Here is a 17,670-nt window from a genome sequence, read left to right as displayed (position 1 = left end):
TGCCTAGACCTTTTTGACCCGAACCTGACTGAACAGCCCGTTGGGGCGGAAGATCAGCACCGCCAGCAACAGCGCATAAGGTGCAATCTGGCTGTATCCTGCAGCGATGTAGCGGCTGGCAAAGGGCTCGATGACGCCGACGATCAACCCTCCGGCCAGCGCACCGGGCAGGCTGCCGAACCCGCCGATCACAGCCGCGGCAAACGCCTTGATCCCCAGCAGGCCCGTAGTTGGATCGACCGAACCTTTGGCGGCAAACAGGATACCCGCGATACCAGCGACCACGCCAGCCAGCCCCCAGATAAACCCCTGAACACGTTTGACGGGGATACCCATGTAATAGGCCGCCAACTGGTTTTGCGATGCCCCCTGCATGGCCAATCCCAGCTTCGTGCGGCTAAAGAAGATGTATAGCCCCCAGGTCAGCAAGACTGTGACGACGATAACCGCAACATCCTCCATCCCCAGCACGAGGCCGCCAAAACGGACCTCTTTCCCGGCCAAAGGGTTCTGCAGCGTTTGCGGCTCGTGCCCCCAGATCAAACCCGCGGCAAACCGGATCACGAAGCCCAATGCGATAGTCAGAATCACAACCGCCGTCTGGCTTTCACCGAACAGTCTTCGGATGATCAACCGGTCCAGCAAATACCCCAGCGCACCCATGATCCCCAACGAGATCGGCAACGCCATCCAGAAAGGAAGCCCCATATATTCGGTATTTGTAAGCCCGATGGTGACGAAAGCCCCCAGCATCATGAAATCGCCTTGCGCGAAATTCACAGCTTCGGTCGCCTTATAAATCAAAACAAAGCCAAGAGCGATCAGGCCATAGACACAGCCGTTCGCCAGCCCGCTGATCAACAGCTGAGCGTTATCCAAGTTCACCTCCCATTACCGGTTCAACCGGTATTTTTGGCGCTCCGAACCTCCTCCTTTGTTCAGAGCTTTGTTCTACTATGGCGCGATTATCACCTTGCCGTCACCCTTTTTCAGCGCATCCGCCAGACCCGTCACCACGTTCCTAAGAGGAAGCCGTTGCGATACATCCGTTTTCCAGCGACCGTCAGCGAAACGCGCCTGCACTTCACCAACAACGCGCATCTGATCCTCAGGCGGAGTCGAGGTCATCCATTTCGTCAACCAGAACCCTTCAATCTGCTTTCCCATAAAAATTAACTGGCCGGTCTGCGTCAGCGCCGGGGTTTCCGTGCTGAGCTTGCCATAACAAACCCAACGTGCACCGTTAGGCATGGCGCAAAAAATCTGCTCAGATATCTGGTCAGCAACTGCGTCCAGAAAAACCCGTGGCTTCAACTCAGAACTCAGCTTGGAAAATTTCTCCAGCATCATTGGATCCGAGGTAACCAGCACGTCGTGCGCTCCCAAGGATTTCAACGCTTCAACTGCATCTGCGCGACGAACGATCGCGATGGGCTTTAGCCCCAGGTCGCGCCCCAAGCTGCACATCAGCTTGCCTAACTGGCTGGTCGCCGCTGACACGATGAAGGTCTCACCCGAGTTCTTGGCGATGTCGACCATGGCCATGGCGGTCAGCGGGTTTACGATCTGTGCCGATCCATCCTCGTCACTGACATCTGGTCGAAGCGGAATACACATCAGCGCCTGTGTCACGACATATTCGGCCCAAGCCCCAGCGCCCGCCGCAATAAAAGCCACGCGTTTCCCGTGTAACGCCTCGGCGCCTGTGCCCGTTGCCACGACATCCCCACAGCCTTCGAACCCCGCTGCGGTCCCTTTGACACGTGGCTGGCCGTATTCACCTTTGATGAAATGGATATCCGACGGATTTACAGAAGAAGCCCGCAGCTTGATTAAAACCTGTCCGGGACCGGGTACCGGTACCGGTAGATCAGCTTCCGCAAGCCAATCGGCGGCATCATCAATGAATGGTCCTGACGCTGTGTCCGAATAGCCGTCATGCGTCTGAATGACTGCAAACATTTTAGAGGGCAGGGCGGCCATCGCAAATCCTCTTCTTTGGGTGTTATCTCCACGCCGTGCCAAAAATTTTGACAAGACTTCGCGAAAACACTTCCAGGTACGTGTCAGGCTTTCAGTCAGCCAAACAAAGGTTTCGCGCTACGTCAACTTTGTAGGAGACTTACCTGACGGAACTTCGCCACGCGGCCAACGCATCGGGCCGCCACCAATTTGGCGGCCCGTTTTTTTTATTGTCCCTGAAGCAAGGCCTGCAATTCCTGCAGTTTTGCTGCGAACAATTCAGGAGAGGCTTTGATTTCGTCCAGAATGGATATGGCTTTCGTTTTCATATCCTGCGCCAGTGCGCTGTCCTGGACCGACGCGACCATCGCATCATAATCGAAATTTTGCACCGTCAGCGTGCCTTCTTCGATCCAGGAATTCAGCAGATCCTGACCTTGCTCTGCCAAAGCAGCCACTTCTTCGCCAGCTTGATTTGCAAGGTCCGCCGCTGCCTGACCTGCTTGATCTGTTGCGTCAGAGGCCTGTTCTGTAACCGACTCCACGGCGTCACTGACGGCGTCACCAGCATCCTGAGCCGCTGATTGCAACCGTTCCGCTGGGGTCGGCTCGGGTTGATTCAAATAGTAGTAGATACCAGCACCAATAGCGGCGACCACTACACCTAACACGATAGTACGCGACATCGAAATCTCCTCAGAATATGTGTAACCGGGATGGCTTAAAGATAGGGATTATCCAAGGGGAAATCCTCGGCCACGTCATCAATAAGCGAGTTTAAGCCGGGCAACGCCGATCCCATGCGAAACACCGGCAACATCGCGCCGCAAAGGCAAAAAAGTGCACAATACATTTGGGGATAGTGGCGGAGAGACAGGGATTCGAACCCTGGGTGGGCTTGCACCCACAACGGTTTTCGAGACCGCCCCGTTCGACCACTCCGGCACCTCTCCGCGGGGGTCTGTGAGGGGGGGATTTAGTGAGGAACGCGCAGGGGTGCAAGCAGAAAATTCCTGAAATTCAATCTGACGGGATTTTCCATTGCCTGTTGGCGTAAAACGCCTAGGCTCTGATACCATGATACACTCTGCACGCTCTGCCTTTCAGTCGATTTCAGCCCTTGTTGCCACGCTTGCCACACTGTCCCTTCCGGCTGGTGCGGCGGATAGGGACCGGATCGAAGCCTTTCTAACCACCACCGGTTTCGACGTCGCATTGGAAAGCATCGCGCTGGCGTCGGCGTCGGCACCGCAAATGCTGGGAATTGACCCCGAGGGATTCGGCTCGGACTGGACACGCCTGACCGAAGAGGTCTTTGACACCGAAGACATGCACGAAACGGCCGTGTCGATATTGGAACAAACACTCAGCGACGATGCGCTGAACCACGCGGTCGAGTTCTATGCCTCGGATCTTGGGCAGCGTCTGGTCGAGGCCGAGAACGAATCTCATATGATCGAGGATGACGACACCAAACAGCTTGAGGGTCAGGAAATCGTTTCCAGTTTGGTCCAGGAGGGATCCAAGAGGGTGGAAAGCCTCAAACGCATGAACACGGCCATTGACGCCAGTGGTACGGCTTTGCGCGCCCTTCAGGAAATCCAGGTCCGATTCCTGTTGGCCGCCAGCGCGTCCGGCGTCATTGACCTTCAGCTTAGCGCCGACGAACTGCGCCAGATGATGCAGCAAAACGAAATCGGTATGCGACAGGCTTTGCAGCTTTCCGCACTGGCAGGCGCGGCGTACACCTATCAAGGCTTTTCCGACGACGAGGTGATCGCCTATGCCGAAGCGTTGGAGGACCCCCTGATGCAGGAAGTATATGAATTGTTAAACGCGATTCAGTACGAAATCATGGCGATGAAGTTCGAGGTGCTGGCAGTACGAATGGCGGATCTACATCCCGCACAGGATATCTGATGCGCTTCTTGACCACTTTGTTCGTCGCTGTGCTGTGGATCACTCCGCTGAGTGCCGCAGAAAAAGTGGACCGCCTTATGGAGGCGCTGCGCCTGTCCGAGGTTGTCGACATCCTGACAAGCGAAGGTAAAGCGCAAGCACACACGATGAACGAAACCTTTATGGGAAACTCAGGCGGTGAGTACTTTCACACCCAGATAGAAGACATCTATAATCCGGACTGGATACATGATCAGATTTCCATGGCTTTCCTCGAAACCCTGACAGACAGCCAGTTGGACCGCGCAATCGTGTTTTTTGAAAGCGACTTGGGTCAAACGATTGTTTCGCTTGAAAACTCGGCGCGATTGGCAATTCAGGACGAAACCATCAAGGAAATGGCGCAGGACAGCTATTTCGCAATCGACCGATCCTCGCAATCTTATCGGCTGATTGACGAATATATCGAGGTCAACGACCTGATCGAAAAGAATGTCCAGAGTTCCCTAAACGCCGACTACAACTTTTTCCGTGCACTCACAGAAGATGCTGGCGGTGACGGGACTGACTTGATTGAGCAATTGCTTCTCGACAAAGACAACATTGAACGGGAAACCGTTACATGGTTGTATTCCTTCCTGCTTTTGGCCTATCAGCCACTGACCGAGGCACAGATGCGTGAAAACATTGCATTCTCGCGAACGGACACGGGCCGCGCTATGAATGATGCGTTCTTTCTTGGCTTCAATCGTATGTACGACGACGTGTATTACCGCCTCGGTCTAGCAGTTTCGCATGTCCTGAGCGGGTCGGACCTGTAAACCGTATTTGATGTTGACTTTCCTCTTCAATCTATGGATAAGCGCGCATCCCGGTCGGATTTTCCGCGCCGGGTCTCGTTATTATTGACCTAAGGGGTTACCCCGAAGGGTCGTCACACAGCCCGAAAAGGGCGCGCTGTTCGAGGTGGCTGAGGCCATTAATGCCCGCAAGGGGACCACAGAACGCGGTTAGACAAAGGAAAAACGCAATGTTTGCGGTCCTCAAGACTGGCGGCAAGCAGTACAAGGTTCAGGCGGGCGATATCCTCCGCGTTGAAAAGCTGGCTGCCGACGCAGGTGAAAAAGTTCAATTCAACGATGTTCTGATGCTGGGCGGTGACGCTCCGGTCGTTGGCGCACCTTTCGTTGAAGGCGCAGGCGTACAGGCCGAAGTGATCGAACAGATCAAAGGTGACAAGGTCATCAAGTTCGTCAAGCGCCGTCGTAAGCACAGCTCGAAGCGTACCGTTGGCCACCGTCAGAAACTGACTCTGGTCAAGATCACCGACATCCTGTCGTCGGGCGCTGACAAGTCGGGCATCAAAGCCGCAACCGGTTCCGCGCCTGCTGGCGAAGCTGCTCCGGCGGCGAAAAAGCCAGCAGCGAAGAAAGCTGAAGCCAAAGCAGCAGCACCCGCTGCTGCTGCCGCTGACGATCTGACCAAGCTGAACGGTGTCGGCCCCGCCGCCGCCAAAAAGCTGAACGACGCTGGTATCGAGAGCTTTGCCGCTCTGGCCGCCTTGTCGGACGAGCAGATTGCTGCTATCGACACCGTCAAAGTGAAACCCGAATGGGTTGAACAGGCCAAAGAACTGGCCAAAGGCTAAGGAGAGAGAGAATGGCACATAAAAAAGCTGGCGGTTCCTCCCGTAACGGTCGCGACTCAGCGGGTCGTCGCCTTGGCGTAAAACTCTATGGTGGCCAAGCGGCCATCGCAGGCAACATCATCGTACGTCAGCGCGGCACCAAGTTCTGGCCGGGCGAAGGCGTAGGCATGGGCAAGGATCACACAATCTTTGCAACTGTTGATGGCGCCGTGAAGTTCCATAAGGGACTCAAGAACCGCACCTTTATTTCGGTCCTGCCAGTGGCGGAGGCCGCAGAGTAAGCCGAAACCCATAAGGTTTAGAAATAAATGGGGGACCGGCAGAAAATGCCGGTCCCCTTTCTCGTTTTTAACACAGTTTTGATCTATGAGCCCGATGACACACGCAGCAAGCACCATACCGCCCCTGTTTCAGGGACGGATTGCCCATGCGGTTGAAGATCGTCTGGGCCGCAAATATCTGATGTGGGCGTTAATTGGTTTCACTGTTGCGTCCGCAATTTACGTGTTGTTCGGAGGAGGAACGCACTCATGAAGCTTGAGACAATAATAAACCAGCCGGTGATAGAAACCGAGCGGTTCGACCTGCGCCCGTTGCGCCGGTCGGATATGGGTCTCATTGAACACTATGCAGGTGATGAACGCGTCGCGCGGATGACGACAGCAATCCCACATCCGCTGCCGCCTGGATCGACCGAAGCCTTTGTGACCCGTGCCATGTCTGATGACCGGGACGAGGATGTTTGGGCCATGGACGCGACCAAGGATGGCGGCCCCGAGCTTATCGGCCTGATTTCGTTGACGCGACTGGATCGCAACCAATCCGAGGTTGGCTATTGGGTCGCGCCCGTCTACTGGAACACGGGCGTCGCTTCGCTGGCTGTAGAAGCGTTGGTAAACTCCAACCCGTTGGAGAACGCCAACATGTTCGCCAGTGTATTTCAGGACAACCCTGCCTCGGCGCGGGTTCTGACCCATTGTGGGTTTGAATATCTAGGCGATGCGGAAAGCTATTCGGTGGCGCGCGATGCAAATGTGCCCACCTGGACATATACAAAGAAACTCTGACTTGTGGCCGATGGGGCCTTTGCAGTAGGGGACAGACATGAAATTTCTCGATCTTGCAAAGGTCTACATCCGGTCCGGGGCCGGTGGGGGCGGCTGCGTCAGCTTCCGGCGCGAAAAATACATCGAATATGGCGGCCCTGATGGCGGCGATGGCGGCAAAGGCGGTTCCGTTTGGGTTGAGGTTGTTGACAGCCTGAACACACTGATCGACTTCCGCTATCAGCAGCATTTCTTTGCCAAGAACGGCCAGCCTGGCCGCGGCCAGCAGCGTACCGGCAAGGATGGCGATGATATCGTCCTCCGCGTGCCTGTTGGGACCGAAATTCTGGACGAAGACGAAGAGACCGTGATCTGCGACCTGACCTCGGTCGGGCAGCGCGTGCTGCTGGCCAAGGGCGGTAATGGCGGCTTTGGCAACCTGCATTTCAAGTCGGCCACCAACCAGGCGCCGCGCCGGGCCAATCCGGGGCAGACAGGGATCGACCGCACCATCTGGTTACGGCTCAAGCTGATCGCCGATGTCGGTCTGTTGGGGATGCCCAATGCGGGCAAATCGACCTTTCTGGCGGCGACCTCGAACGCACGGCCCAAAATCGCGGATTATCCGTTTACCACGCTGCACCCCAATCTGGGCGTTGTCGGCGTGGATAACGTGGAATTTGTCGTCGCCGACATCCCCGGCCTGATCGAAGGCGCGCATGAGGGGCGCGGCATTGGTGATCGTTTTCTGGGCCACGTCGAACGCTGCGCTGTGTTGCTGCATCTGGTCGATGGAACCTCGGAATCCGTGGCCGAAGATTATCGCACCATCATTCACGAGCTTGAGGCCTATGGCGGAGAACTGGCCGAGAAACCTCGGATCACGGTGCTGAACAAGGTCGACGCACTAGATGACGAAGAACAAGAACTAGCCAAAGCCGAACTGGAAGAAGCGGTGGGCGGCCCCGTCATGGCCATGTCCGGTGTTGCGCATCTGGGCGTGACCGAGGTGCTGCGTGCGTTACGTGCCGAAATTGACGACAATCGCGTGCGCCACAAACCCGCCGAGGAGGCCGCACCTTGGCAACCCTGACGTCGGCGAAACGACTGGTTGTAAAGATCGGGTCCGCCTTGCTGGTGGACCGAAATTCAGGGTTGTTGCGTTCAGATTGGCTGCATTCACTGGCACAGGACGTAGCGTGGCTCAAGGGGCAGGGGACTGACGTCATTTTGGTGTCGTCCGGGTCGATTGCCTTAGGGCGGGGTGTGTTAGGGCTGCCTATGGATGCCCTGCCTCTGGAACAATCACAAGCCGCGGCCGCCGTTGGTCAAATCCGGCTGGCCCGCGCCTATGAAGAGGCGCTGACCCCGCACAATATTACGACAGCACAGGTTCTGGTGACCTTGGAGGATAGCGCCGACCGCCGCCGCTACCTGAACTCACGCGCGACGCTTGAGACATTGCTAAGCCTTGGCGTGGTGCCGATTGTCAACGAGAATGACACGGTCGCAACGGATGAGATCCGGTACGGCGACAATGATCGTCTGGCCGCCCAGATCGCCGTTACAGTCGGTGCAGATCAGTTGATCCTGCTGTCGGACGTGGATGGATTCTATACCGGCAACCCTGTTCAGGATGCCTCGGCCACACGCTATGACGTGATCGAGGAAATCACGCCAGAGATTGAAGAAATGGCGGGTGACGCCGGTTCGGGCCTGTCCAAGGGTGGGATGAAAACCAAATTGCTGGCGGCTAAGATGGCGACGGCGGCAGGTTGCGATATGGCAATCACCGAAGGTTCACCACTGAACCCACTGAAAACACTCGAAAATGGTGCCAATTGCACATGGTTCACCGCAACGGTCGATCCGCACGCGGCGCGCAAACGCTGGATTTCGGCCATGAAACCGCGTGGTGAAATCGTGGTTGATGCGGGCGCGGCGAGGGCCCTTGGCAATGGCAAAAGCCTGCTGCCAGCGGGTATCGTCGAAGTGACCGGAGATTTCGGGCGCGGCGATCCTGTGGCAATCATCGACCCACAGGCGCGGCGGTTGGCCCAAGGACTCAGCCGCTATACCGCGCAAGAGGCGGACGCAATCAAGGGCCGCAAGTCGTCAGAGATCGAAGCCACGCTGGGCTATCCCGGCCGCGCTGTTCTCATCCACCGGGACGACCTGGCGCTATGAAAAACACACGAGAAAGGCACCTGAGATGAAGGATTTTGACAGCATTCCCGCCCTGATGGCTGATCTCGGTGCACGGGCGAAGGCCGCTTCGTCCGAACTGGCCTTTGCCAGTGCCGAGCGTAAGCACGCCGCCCTGATCGCGGCAGCCGATGCAGTATGGGCACGTCGCGCAGAGATCGTCGAAGCCAACAAGAAAGACCTCGAGTTCGGGCGCGAAAAGGGCCTGAGCCCGGCCATGATGGATCGTCTGATGCTGGACGAAGCCCGTGTGCAAGGTATGGTCGATGGGCTGCTAACCGTGGCTGATCAGGCTGACCCTGTGGGTGAGGTTCTTTCCGAATGGGACATGGCGTCCGGCCTCAACATTCAGCGCGTGCGAACACCGCTCGGCGTCATTGGCGTCATCTATGAAAGCCGCCCGAACGTGACGGCGGATGCCGGTGCCTTGTGCCTGAAATCAGGGAATGCCGTGATCCTGCGCGGTGGGTCCGAGAGCTTTCACTCTTCGAGCGCTATCCATGCCTGCCTGGTCGAAGGATTGAAGGCCGCGAACCTGCCCGAAGACGCTATTCAGTTAGTCCCCACACGGGATAGGGCGGCCGTTCAGGAATTGTTGCGAATGACCGACTATGTCGACGTCATTGTCCCGCGCGGCGGCAAAGGTCTGGTTGGGTTGGTGCAACGCGAAGCCCGCGTACCGGTCTTTGCGCATCTCGAAGGGATCGTGCACATCTATGTCGACAAAGCTGCGGACCCGGCCAAAACGCTCGACGTGGTGCTGAACGCCAAGACCCGCCGGACGGGGATATGCGGTGCTGCCGAATGCCTGCTGATCCATCAGGATGTGGCCGAGACGCTGGGCCACGATGTCATCGCCGCCTTGCTGGCCACCGGGGTCGAGGTTCATGCCGAGGGGGCCTTGGCCGTCGAAGGCACGCAAGCCGCCAGCGATGAAGACTGGGGAAAGGAATTCCTCGATAGTATCATCGCCGCCAAGCCCGTCGCGGATATCGACGCGGCCATCGCGCATATCCGTCAGTACGGCTCGAACCATACCGACTGCATCATGACCGAAGATACGCAGGCCGCTGCCCGGTTCTTTGAACGTCTCGACAGCGCGATCCTGATGCACAACGCCTCGACCCAATTTGCTGATGGCGGTGAGTTTGGGATGGGCGCCGAGATCGGGATCGCCACCGGTAAAATGCACGCACGCGGGCCGGTGGGGGCGGCTCAGTTGACCAGTTTCAAATATTTGGTGCGCGGCAACGGCACGACCCGGTCCTAAAACCGGATAGTAACGCGGGTTGAGGTGGTTTCCGCTGCAACCCGCCGCCCCATCGCAGCAGCGGCCGCGGGCAGCAATGCGAATTGCACCTGAGCCGGTGTGACCTTGTTGGAAAACCGTCCCGATGGCAGGTTCTTCCACAGATCGCTGTCCAGATTCAGCTTGTCGCCAACGCCCGTCACCGACCAGATTTCCCCATCACTGCGGATCGTCACCTCGCCCCCAAAGGGCATGGCGCTTTCGCAGCACATCAACGCCAGAAAGGCCAGCTTGACCTGACTGCGCGCCACCGCCTCGGTCTGGTTCCAGTTGACCCGAACGCGGCCAGCGGCCTCGACATCCCTGAGCAGCTCCGACACTTTGGCCCGCCCCAAGGGCTGATCGCTGGCCGCGCCAAACGCCACACGAAAGAACCTTATCCGCGCCCCGGCGCTGCCCACGCTGCCCGCGATCAGCTCCATCTCGGGACCTTGCGTGCCGCCAACCATCTCCAGCAGTTCCAGCCCGTTGGTGATCGCGCCAATTGGGCTGATCAGGTCGTGGCAGATCCGCGAGCCGATCAGTTCGGCCAGGTTGACGTCTGTAGCGCTCATGCGTACCTCCTGCTGTATCTGCCACCGGACCCGGAGCCCAGTCATGTCAGACCTCAATGCCATTCTTGCACCGGGCATGTATGTCCGCCACCCCGATTTCCCCGATTGGGGCATTGGACAGGTGCAGTCCAACATCGGTGGCAAAATCACCGTTAACTTCCGCGAGCAGGGGAAAGTGGTGATTGACGGATCGCGCATCGCCCTGATGCCTGTCTTTGATCCGTGAAACTGGTTTAGGAAAGGTTAACGTCCGGTCGGTCTTACCCTATGTTGCCATCCCCCCGAAACCTGCGGTATCAGCGCTGAAACAACACGGAACATCAGATGCCGGACGCGGGCCCATCCTTCACCGTCAAACTTGCCGAGACAGAGGCCGAACTGCGCGCTGCGCAGCGCCTTCGATATGACGTGTTCGTGCGGGAGCTGGGCGGCGGCGGAGAGATGGTCGACCACGAGGCTGGGCTTGAGCGGGATCGCTTCGATCCCTATTTCGATCACATGCTGGCCATCGACGACCAGACCGGCGAAACTGTGGGTGTTTACAGGCTGTTGCCGGGCGAACGTGCCGCAGAGTTGGGTCAGTTCTATTCCGAAGACGAATACGATCTGACCGTCCTGAGAGACAGCGGCCGTAGGCTGTTGGAACTGGGCCGTTCCTGCTTGCACCCCAACTATCGGGGCAGTACGGCGATGTACCATCTGTGGAATAGTCTGGCGAGGTATGTGTTAGAACGACAAATCGAAGTTCTGTTCGGCGTTGCCAGCTTTCACGGCACCGATGTGCAGGCTTTAGCGCAGCCTCTGTCCATGCTGCATCACAACCATCTTGCCCCACCGGACTTAAGGGTCCGGGCGCAACCTGACGTGTTTCAGTCTATGAATATCGTCGACGCGGACGCGTTGGATCGTCGCGCGGCCATGGTGCGAGTGCCCGCCCTAATCAAAGCCTATTTGCGACTGGGCGGGTTCGTGGGCGAGGGGGCGTTTATCGACCACACCTTTAACACAACGGATGTGTGCCTGATCCTCGACACGGCGCGCATGAATGAACGCCAACGGCGAATTTATAGCGGAGCATGAAGCGTTGAGTGAATCGTCCTGGCACAGCGAAGATGCCCCTGACCCCATCGAACTTGGCGTTTCGGGCTGGGCGCTTGCCATCCTGCGGGGTGTACCGTTGGTTGTGTTGCTGCTTGGCGGCCTTGCCATCCTTCTCGTCCTGCGTCTGATCGAAATCCCCTTTTTCGCGCTACGTCGCCCAGTGACTCCGTTCATTACGCAATTCGTCTGTCGAAATGCCCTGCGTATTCTCGGCATCGGGTTCAAAGGGTCCGGTGAATTGATGACGCAGCGCGGAGCGGTTGTCGCAAACCACTCATCCTGGCTGGACATTTTTTCGCTGAACGCGCGGAAAAGAGTGTACTTTGTGTCGAAGGCAGAGGTCGCCAAATGGCCCGGCATCGGTTGGCTGGCCCGCGCAACTGGCACGGTTTTCATCGAAAGAAACCGCAAAAAGGCGCGCGAACAGACGCTTCTTTTTCAAGAGCGTTTGACCGCCGGTCACAAATTGCTGTTCTTCCCCGAGGGCACATCGACGGACGGGTTGCGCGTTTTGCCATTTAAAACAACGCTCTTTGCGGCGTTCTTCACAGATGAACTACGTGACTTCATGTACGTACAGCCGGTTTCGGTGATCTATCACGCGCCCCGAGGGGAGCCAGACAGGTTTTACGGATGGTGGGGCGACATGGACTTCGGACCGCATCTGCTGAAAACACTCGGGGCGCGGCGGCAAGGGTCTATCGAATTGATTTACCACACACCCGCTAAGGTCAGCGACTTCGCCAACCGCAAAGAACTGGCTGCGCATTGCGAAGCGGCGGTTCGTCACGCACACAGTCTGGCGCAGCTTGAAAAATAAGGGCAAAAGCCTCTTGCGCTGCTATTAAAGCTGCCGTATACGCGCGCCATTCAAACCCGCAGGCGGGGTTTGGGCTTTTTGAGGGAGACATCCTCATCAGGACCGCCGGTTGGAGCATCCGCTTCTTTCACCCCCGCCAAGGCGTAAACCGGAAAAGGAAAATAGCATGGCTCTTCCCGAGTTCACCATGCGTCAGCTGCTGGAAGCTGGCGTTCACTTTGGTCACCAGACACAGCGTTGGAATCCCCGCATGGGCCCGTTCATCTACGGCTCGCGCAATGGCATCCACATCATGGACCTGACCCAGACCGTTCCGATGCTGGATCAGGCGCTGCAGGCCGTTCGTGACACCGTTGCAAAAGGTGGCCGCGTTCTGTTCGTTGGTACCAAGCGTCAGGCCGCTGGGCCGATCGCTGAAGCGGCTGAAAAGTCGGCTCAGTACTACATGAACCACCGCTGGTTGGGTGGCACGCTGACCAACTGGAAAACCGTTTCCCAGTCGATCAATCGTCTGAACCAGATCGACGAAGCGATGGAATCCGGTGCCGAAGGCCTGACCAAGAAAGAGCGTCTGGGCATGGAGCGTGACCAAGCTAAGCTGCAGGCTTCGCTGGGCGGAATCCGCGAAATGGGCGGCGTTCCTGACCTGCTGTTCGTCATCGACGTCAAAAAAGAAGCACTGGCCATCGCCGAAGCCAACAAGCTGGGTATCCCGGTTGTGGCTGTTGTCGACACCAACTGCTCGCCCGACGGCGTGGACTACATCATCCCCGGAAACGACGACGCAGCCCGCGCAATCGGCCTGTACTGTGACCTGGCCGCACGTGCAGCTCTGGACGGTATGACCGCTCAGATGGGTGCCGCAGGCGTTGACCTGGGCGCGTTCGAAGAAGCTCCGGTTGAAGAAGCCGTTGCGGAAGAAGCGCCCGCAGAAGCCGACGCAGAAACCCCTGCCGAAGCGTAAGCTGCCCGTCACGTAAATGACATATGGGGCAGGGTATGACCTGCCCCAATTCCGTTTGAATTGAGGAGAGCCAAAAATGGCAATCACAGCAGCAATGGTAAAAGAACTGCGCGACTCGACCGGCGCAGGCATGATGGACGCGAAAAAAGCGCTGACCGAAACCGGCGGCAACATGGATGAGGCCGTTGATTGGCTGCGCACCAAAGGTCTGGCTAAGGCGGCCAAGAAATCGGGCCGTACCGCAGCCGAAGGTCTGGTTGCTGTTCACGTTGACGGCGGCAATGGTGTTGCTGTCGAAGTGAACTCGGAAACCGACTTCGTTGCGAAGAACGGCGAGTTCCAGGAAATGGTTGGCAAGATCGCTTATGCGGCTGAAGGCGTTGCTGATGTTGACGCACTGCTGGCGGCTGACCTGGGTGGTAAGACCGTTGCAGACACACTGACCGACAAGATCGCCACCATCGGCGAAAACATGTCGGTTCGCCGCATGGCCAAGCTGTCGGGAGACACTGTTGTGTCTTATGTCCACAACGCGGCCACCAACGGCATGGGCAAGATCGGCGTTCTGGTCGCGCTGACCGGTGGCGACGAAGCGATCGGCAAGCAGGTTGCGATGCACATCGCGGCTGTGAACCCTGCAGCTCTGTCCGAAGCCGATATGGATCCGGCGGTTGTCGAGAAGGAAAAGCAGGTTCAGATGGACATCGCCCGCGAATCCGGCAAGCCCGAGCAGGTGATCGAGAAGATGATCGAAGGCCGCATGAAGAAGTTCGTGGCGGAATCGACTCTGCTGAACCAGCAATTCGTTGTGAACCCCGACCTGACCGTTGAAGCAGCGGCCAAAGAGGCGGGCGCAACCATCACCGGCTTCATCCGTTTGGAAGTTGGCGAAGGCATCGTTGTCGAAAAAGAAGACTTCGCAGCCGAAGTTGCCAAAGCCGCTCAGGGCTAAATTTGATCTCAGGACCTGCTTTGGGGTTCTGAGATAACTGCAAAGGCCGGTTACGCATTGCGTGGCCTGCCTTTTGCTTGCGCAAATAAAAAAGGACACCGAAGTGCAAGGCCTTGTGGTAAAATGTTGATGGGAGGTCAAAGTGGCCTCCCATTGCATTTTCAAGGTTGAATCCGAATTTCAAACGGCATCCAGCTCGCCCAAATTAATGTTCTTACCGCTCTTTGGCTGGTCGTAGATCAGGTTCTTTAGCAGTTCCATTGCTTGCTTGTCAGATTTCATGAACAGCGTCACTAGATCGGTGTTACAAGGGTAATGTGCGGCTCTTTGCTAAATCCCCCTCTAAGCGATTTTCGGACAAGCAGCCGTTCAGGCAAAGCGCAGCGGATTCAACGAGAGAGCCCAAAATTGACTGATGCTGCGCGAAGCTCCAATGACAGCAATGCGCAGAAAGCAGACTTTGCAAAGTCCGGTTGACCACATTGTCCACCAAAGGCGACAGTTCTGCTTCGCGACTGGGCTATACATAGCCCTCAAAGCGTATTGTTTGCGGGACTTCAGTTGCACCGTTTTCCTGAGCGAGTAGGGCGCGTGCTGACGAAAAGGTAGCAAGCGCAAAAAGAACAAGAAGGGCCTTTATCATCGTAGCGCCTCGGATCCGGGTTTTGAACTTGGGCCGGGGTTCACAAATGATCGCCCCGGCCAGCGTCAGGACAAACGAGGTAGTTCTTGCCCTGAAACATCGTACTTTCGTCTAGTTGAGAAGATCACCGACGATGCCGACGGCATCGACAACGGTAGACAGATCATTCGTAACTTCGAGGACTTCGCCATCGACCTGAATGTAGCGGTTTCCTTTGCCGGGCTCCCCCAGCTTCCATTTGGAAAGGTCCCCAATTTCTTCGAACTCCAGATCAGATGGGAGCTTGGCACCGCGCGTGTAGCGCTTGATCTGGCCAGGCGGCACAGCCTTTGGGCCTTTGCCGGGTTTGTCTTCGATCTGAATGCTGACATCACCGTTCTTGCCCCCCTTGTTCGGCTTTTTACCCTTGTTGTCTTTGGCATGGGCATCGCCGCCTCCAAGGATGAAAAACACAACTGCTAAGGCTGCGAGAATTTCGTAGGCGATCTTCATAGATTGTTCCTTTGCTTCCCAACTTCATTCGACCGGCGTTGAAAATTCCGGCACGCGCTTGATCTCTCTTAGTTGCCCTTTGGCACACCCCTTAGTGACTGCCTTCACCCCGCATTAGAAAACTATCCGGGTTCTTAGACCGAACAGGGTAATCCGGTCCTGATCGGGATTTAGAAGCGGGTCGGAAATGAATTGTACCGATGGCGTGATCTGCAATCCGGGTGAGATTGAAAAACGGTAGAAAGCTTCAAGCGTGAACTGATCGCCATCTATGCCTCTTGCTTCGGCCCAGTTTAGGCCCAGACCGGCCAAATCGGTGTTGCGACCATAGTAACCGAGACCGGCAGAAATCGACCGTTCATAAAGCGCTGCGGTCCCCTTCGAGGCCCCAGCCCGAAAGAACGGCATCCACTTATTGTCAACAAACCATGCGGCAGAAAACGCAGCGCCGTAATCTTCTGGACGGCTACCATCGTCAGCCGCATCCGCATGCCAGAGAGTCACATGGACATTGTCAAAATAGATGCGATCAAAGCCGGACGTGTACCCAAGCTCGAGTGATTTGAAGAGATTGCCATCGCTAAACACATCAAAATTTGGATCGGACGGGTCGGCGTTTGCGTCTGAGATGCTCGTAATAGCGTAGAAGTTTTCGCTCAGCTTTATCCCGCCAGCAATTCCAAGGCCTTGATTGGGCGCGTTGATTGTCGGATTGGTGTTGAAAGACAGGTTCTGAAAACCACTGTAGGGGCTCACCAACCCGTAGATATCCACAAAGTCCGTTACATCGATCTGCCCGACTTGCAGCGTCCACGAGCCGTCCTCGGCCCTTTGGGTCCAGAACAGGTTGGTCAGCAGCAAACCATTATCGTTGAAGGCTGTCCCCGTGATAGAAAGCGCTCCGCCATCCAGACCGAGAAATTGCGGGGCAACATCCGTGTAACTGTGCCGGTCTTCGATCTTGAATGTCAGAGAACCCTGTTCAGTTGCCTGCCAACTGCCGTAGAACCGCGCAATTCCGCTGGCTGCTTCGCCGGTTCCCAGATCAGCATCCGTGGTTTGGCCCAATGCCAGGTAGTCAATGTTGAACCGAAAACCACCCTCAGCCAGTCGGTCTTTCCACTGAAACCAACCCGGTGCGATGTTGCGTGGAAAATCGGAACGATATTGCGGATCGGTGAGCCCGTCTCCGGGCGCAAGATCAGCTTCGACTGAAGATGGCCCGGATAGTCCCTGAGCCGACGCTGCGCCAGCAAAAGCAATGCTCAATGCGGCAACCAGAAGTCTTATCATTTTGACGCCTGTGCCCCACCGGTCTTGCGATTTCCCGCCGCGCGGATGCGATCAGCAGCACGCTGCTGCCATTCCAACCTGTCTGCCTCGGTTTCCAGAGTTTCGACACGTTCCGTCTCTAGCTGGAAAGTCGCATTCATAGGCATGAGGCCGTCAACAACCATCATATTCTGAACAGAAGGATCGATGGTCAGCGTGCCTGTCAGCCGAACGGGTTCGTGGAAATAGCTAGGCGCCCAGTCCCCGTTCAACCGCACACGGATCATCTGGTTAGGCGGAGGTGGAGGCATGTGGCTGCACATCCCTCTTTCTGGCACCAAATACGCCACAGGCCGGCCGTCCGGATCGCTCGGAGCAGGAATGGCAAAGCCCGCGAGTGTGATTGTTCGGCCGTCGAATTGCGCGTTTCCGCTCGTTCCAGCCTTTCTTCGCCGCTCCGTCACGACCTCTCGCTGATCGAGTAGCCAGTCGACATCAATCCCATCAGCCGCCAAGGCATCCTCAGTCTCGGTCAGAAGCTCTTGCCATTTCTGCCTCTCTTCTTCGCTGCCACTATCCTGCTGTAACCTGCCGCGCAGCCGTACGACGTAAAGGACATCGTCGAATTGTTCGGCGCTAAGTTCGCGATAGGGGTCTTCAAAGACCTGCGCAGACGGATCTGGCAGGTCCGCCCAGTCCAACGCGGTTCCAGGCGTCGCCGCAGCATCATAACCGCACAAAACCAACCCTGCGAATACTGCGGAGCAAAACCAATTTCGCATGAATGCTCTCCGGCTGCTTTA

General features: G+C 56.9%; 21 protein-coding genes and 1 tRNA gene. 14 read left to right on the top strand and 8 right to left on the bottom strand.

Annotation, left to right across the window (positions count from 1 at the left end; translation table 11 throughout):
• Positions 1-3 precede the first annotated feature (3 nt).
• From GOV87_RS08760 to GOV87_RS08745, 4 genes are all read right to left on the bottom strand, one after another.
• A complete protein-coding gene (locus GOV87_RS08760; protein WP_171121413.1) occupies positions 4-879 on the bottom strand; it encodes a branched-chain amino acid ABC transporter permease in 876 nt (291 codons plus the stop codon).
• Between the two features lie 75 nt (positions 880-954).
• On the bottom strand, positions 955-1,983 hold the full coding sequence (locus GOV87_RS08755; protein WP_171211504.1) for an alcohol dehydrogenase catalytic domain-containing protein: 1,029 nt from the start codon (positions 1,981-1,983) through the stop codon (positions 955-957).
• A gap of 206 nt (positions 1,984-2,189) precedes the next feature.
• Positions 2,190-2,648: a hypothetical protein gene (locus GOV87_RS08750; protein ID WP_171121415.1), complete on the bottom strand. Its 459-nt coding sequence runs from the start codon at positions 2,646-2,648 to the stop codon at positions 2,190-2,192.
• Between the two features lie 177 nt (positions 2,649-2,825).
• Positions 2,826-2,915: transfer RNA gene (locus GOV87_RS08745), tRNA-Ser, on the bottom strand.
• 124 nt (positions 2,916-3,039) lie between these two features.
• Here GOV87_RS08745 and GOV87_RS08740 point away from each other — a divergent pair.
• The 9 genes from GOV87_RS08740 (at position 3,040) to GOV87_RS08700 (ending at position 10,030) form a co-directional block, all read left to right on the top strand.
• Positions 3,040-3,882 (top strand): DUF2059 domain-containing protein, encoded by an 843-nt coding sequence (locus tag GOV87_RS08740; protein ID WP_171211503.1) that lies wholly within the window; start codon positions 3,040-3,042, stop codon positions 3,880-3,882.
• The gene (locus GOV87_RS08735; RefSeq protein ID WP_171211502.1) at positions 3,882-4,682 is read left to right on the top strand and encodes a DUF2059 domain-containing protein; all 801 of its coding nucleotides are present in this window, start codon (positions 3,882-3,884) and stop codon (positions 4,680-4,682) included. The genes GOV87_RS08740 and GOV87_RS08735 overlap by 1 nt, the downstream gene beginning before the upstream one ends.
• Positions 4,683-4,891: 209 nt before the next feature.
• Positions 4,892-5,509 carry a 50S ribosomal protein L21 gene (locus GOV87_RS08730; RefSeq protein ID WP_171211501.1) on the top strand — a complete coding sequence of 206 codons (618 nt, stop codon included), beginning with the start codon at positions 4,892-4,894 and terminating at the stop codon, positions 5,507-5,509.
• An 11-nt stretch (positions 5,510-5,520) separates the two neighbouring features.
• Positions 5,521-5,790 carry a 50S ribosomal protein L27 gene (gene rpmA, locus GOV87_RS08725; protein ID WP_010440093.1) on the top strand — a complete coding sequence of 90 codons (270 nt, stop codon included), beginning with the start codon at positions 5,521-5,523 and terminating at the stop codon, positions 5,788-5,790.
• Positions 5,791-5,884: 94 nt separating this feature from the next.
• Positions 5,885-6,043, top strand: coding sequence for a hypothetical protein (locus tag GOV87_RS08720; protein WP_171121419.1), 159 nt, complete (start codon positions 5,885-5,887; stop codon positions 6,041-6,043).
• A complete protein-coding gene (locus GOV87_RS08715) occupies positions 6,040-6,576 on the top strand; it encodes a GNAT family N-acetyltransferase (protein WP_171211500.1) in 537 nt (178 codons plus the stop codon). Before GOV87_RS08720 ends, GOV87_RS08715 begins: the two co-directional genes overlap by 4 nt.
• A gap of 37 nt (positions 6,577-6,613) precedes the next feature.
• On the top strand, positions 6,614-7,648 hold the full coding sequence (gene obgE / locus GOV87_RS08710) for a GTPase ObgE (protein ID WP_171125069.1): 1,035 nt from the start codon (positions 6,614-6,616) through the stop codon (positions 7,646-7,648).
• Positions 7,636-8,742, top strand: a complete 1,107-nt coding sequence (proB, locus tag GOV87_RS08705; RefSeq protein WP_171121422.1) for a glutamate 5-kinase — start codon at positions 7,636-7,638, stop codon at positions 8,740-8,742. The genes obgE and proB overlap by 13 nt, the downstream gene beginning before the upstream one ends.
• A gap of 25 nt (positions 8,743-8,767) precedes the next feature.
• Positions 8,768-10,030, top strand: coding sequence for a glutamate-5-semialdehyde dehydrogenase (locus GOV87_RS08700; RefSeq protein ID WP_171125065.1), 1,263 nt, complete (start codon positions 8,768-8,770; stop codon positions 10,028-10,030).
• Here the strand turns inward: GOV87_RS08700 and GOV87_RS08695 are convergent.
• On the bottom strand, positions 10,027-10,623 hold the full coding sequence (locus GOV87_RS08695) for a histidine phosphotransferase family protein (protein WP_171211499.1): 597 nt from the start codon (positions 10,621-10,623) through the stop codon (positions 10,027-10,029). The two genes, GOV87_RS08700 and GOV87_RS08695, sit on opposite strands and share 4 nt — an antisense overlap.
• Before the next feature lie 43 nt (positions 10,624-10,666).
• Between GOV87_RS08695 and GOV87_RS08690 the strand changes: the two genes are divergently transcribed.
• From GOV87_RS08690 to tsf, 5 genes are all read left to right on the top strand, one after another.
• Positions 10,667-10,849, top strand: a complete 183-nt coding sequence (locus GOV87_RS08690) for a DUF3553 domain-containing protein (RefSeq protein WP_170388360.1) — start codon at positions 10,667-10,669, stop codon at positions 10,847-10,849.
• A 98-nt stretch (positions 10,850-10,947) separates the two neighbouring features.
• Positions 10,948-11,703: a GNAT family N-acetyltransferase gene (locus GOV87_RS08685; protein ID WP_171211498.1), complete on the top strand. Its 756-nt coding sequence runs from the start codon at positions 10,948-10,950 to the stop codon at positions 11,701-11,703.
• Positions 11,669-12,544, top strand: coding sequence for a 1-acyl-sn-glycerol-3-phosphate acyltransferase (locus tag GOV87_RS08680; RefSeq protein ID WP_171211497.1), 876 nt, complete (start codon positions 11,669-11,671; stop codon positions 12,542-12,544). Before GOV87_RS08685 ends, GOV87_RS08680 begins: the two co-directional genes overlap by 35 nt.
• A gap of 166 nt (positions 12,545-12,710) precedes the next feature.
• Positions 12,711-13,508 (top strand): 30S ribosomal protein S2, encoded by a 798-nt coding sequence (gene rpsB, locus GOV87_RS08675; RefSeq protein WP_171121427.1) that lies wholly within the window; start codon positions 12,711-12,713, stop codon positions 13,506-13,508.
• 76 nt (positions 13,509-13,584) lie between these two features.
• A complete protein-coding gene (gene tsf / locus GOV87_RS08670; protein ID WP_171211496.1) occupies positions 13,585-14,460 on the top strand; it encodes a translation elongation factor Ts in 876 nt (291 codons plus the stop codon).
• 754 nt (positions 14,461-15,214) lie between these two features.
• Here the strand turns inward: tsf and GOV87_RS08665 are convergent.
• From GOV87_RS08665 to GOV87_RS08655, 3 genes are all read right to left on the bottom strand, one after another.
• Entirely contained in the window at positions 15,215-15,595 is a 381-nt protein-coding gene (locus GOV87_RS08665; protein WP_171211495.1) for a hypothetical protein, read from the bottom strand.
• A gap of 114 nt (positions 15,596-15,709) precedes the next feature.
• The gene (locus GOV87_RS08660; RefSeq protein ID WP_170367312.1) at positions 15,710-16,888 is read right to left on the bottom strand and encodes a carbohydrate porin; all 1,179 of its coding nucleotides are present in this window, start codon (positions 16,886-16,888) and stop codon (positions 15,710-15,712) included.
• Positions 16,885-17,649 carry a DUF3299 domain-containing protein gene (locus tag GOV87_RS08655; protein WP_170367313.1) on the bottom strand — a complete coding sequence of 255 codons (765 nt, stop codon included), beginning with the start codon at positions 17,647-17,649 and terminating at the stop codon, positions 16,885-16,887. The genes GOV87_RS08660 and GOV87_RS08655 overlap by 4 nt, the downstream gene beginning before the upstream one ends.
• Between the last annotated feature and the right edge of the window lie 21 nt (positions 17,650-17,670).

This window comes from Ruegeria sp. HKCCA5426 (assembly GCF_013034585.1).
Classification (GTDB): domain Bacteria; phylum Pseudomonadota; class Alphaproteobacteria; order Rhodobacterales; family Rhodobacteraceae; genus Ruegeria.
The sequence above is the reverse complement of the archived record's forward strand: the minus strand, read 5'-3'. Positions and strand labels throughout refer to the sequence as shown.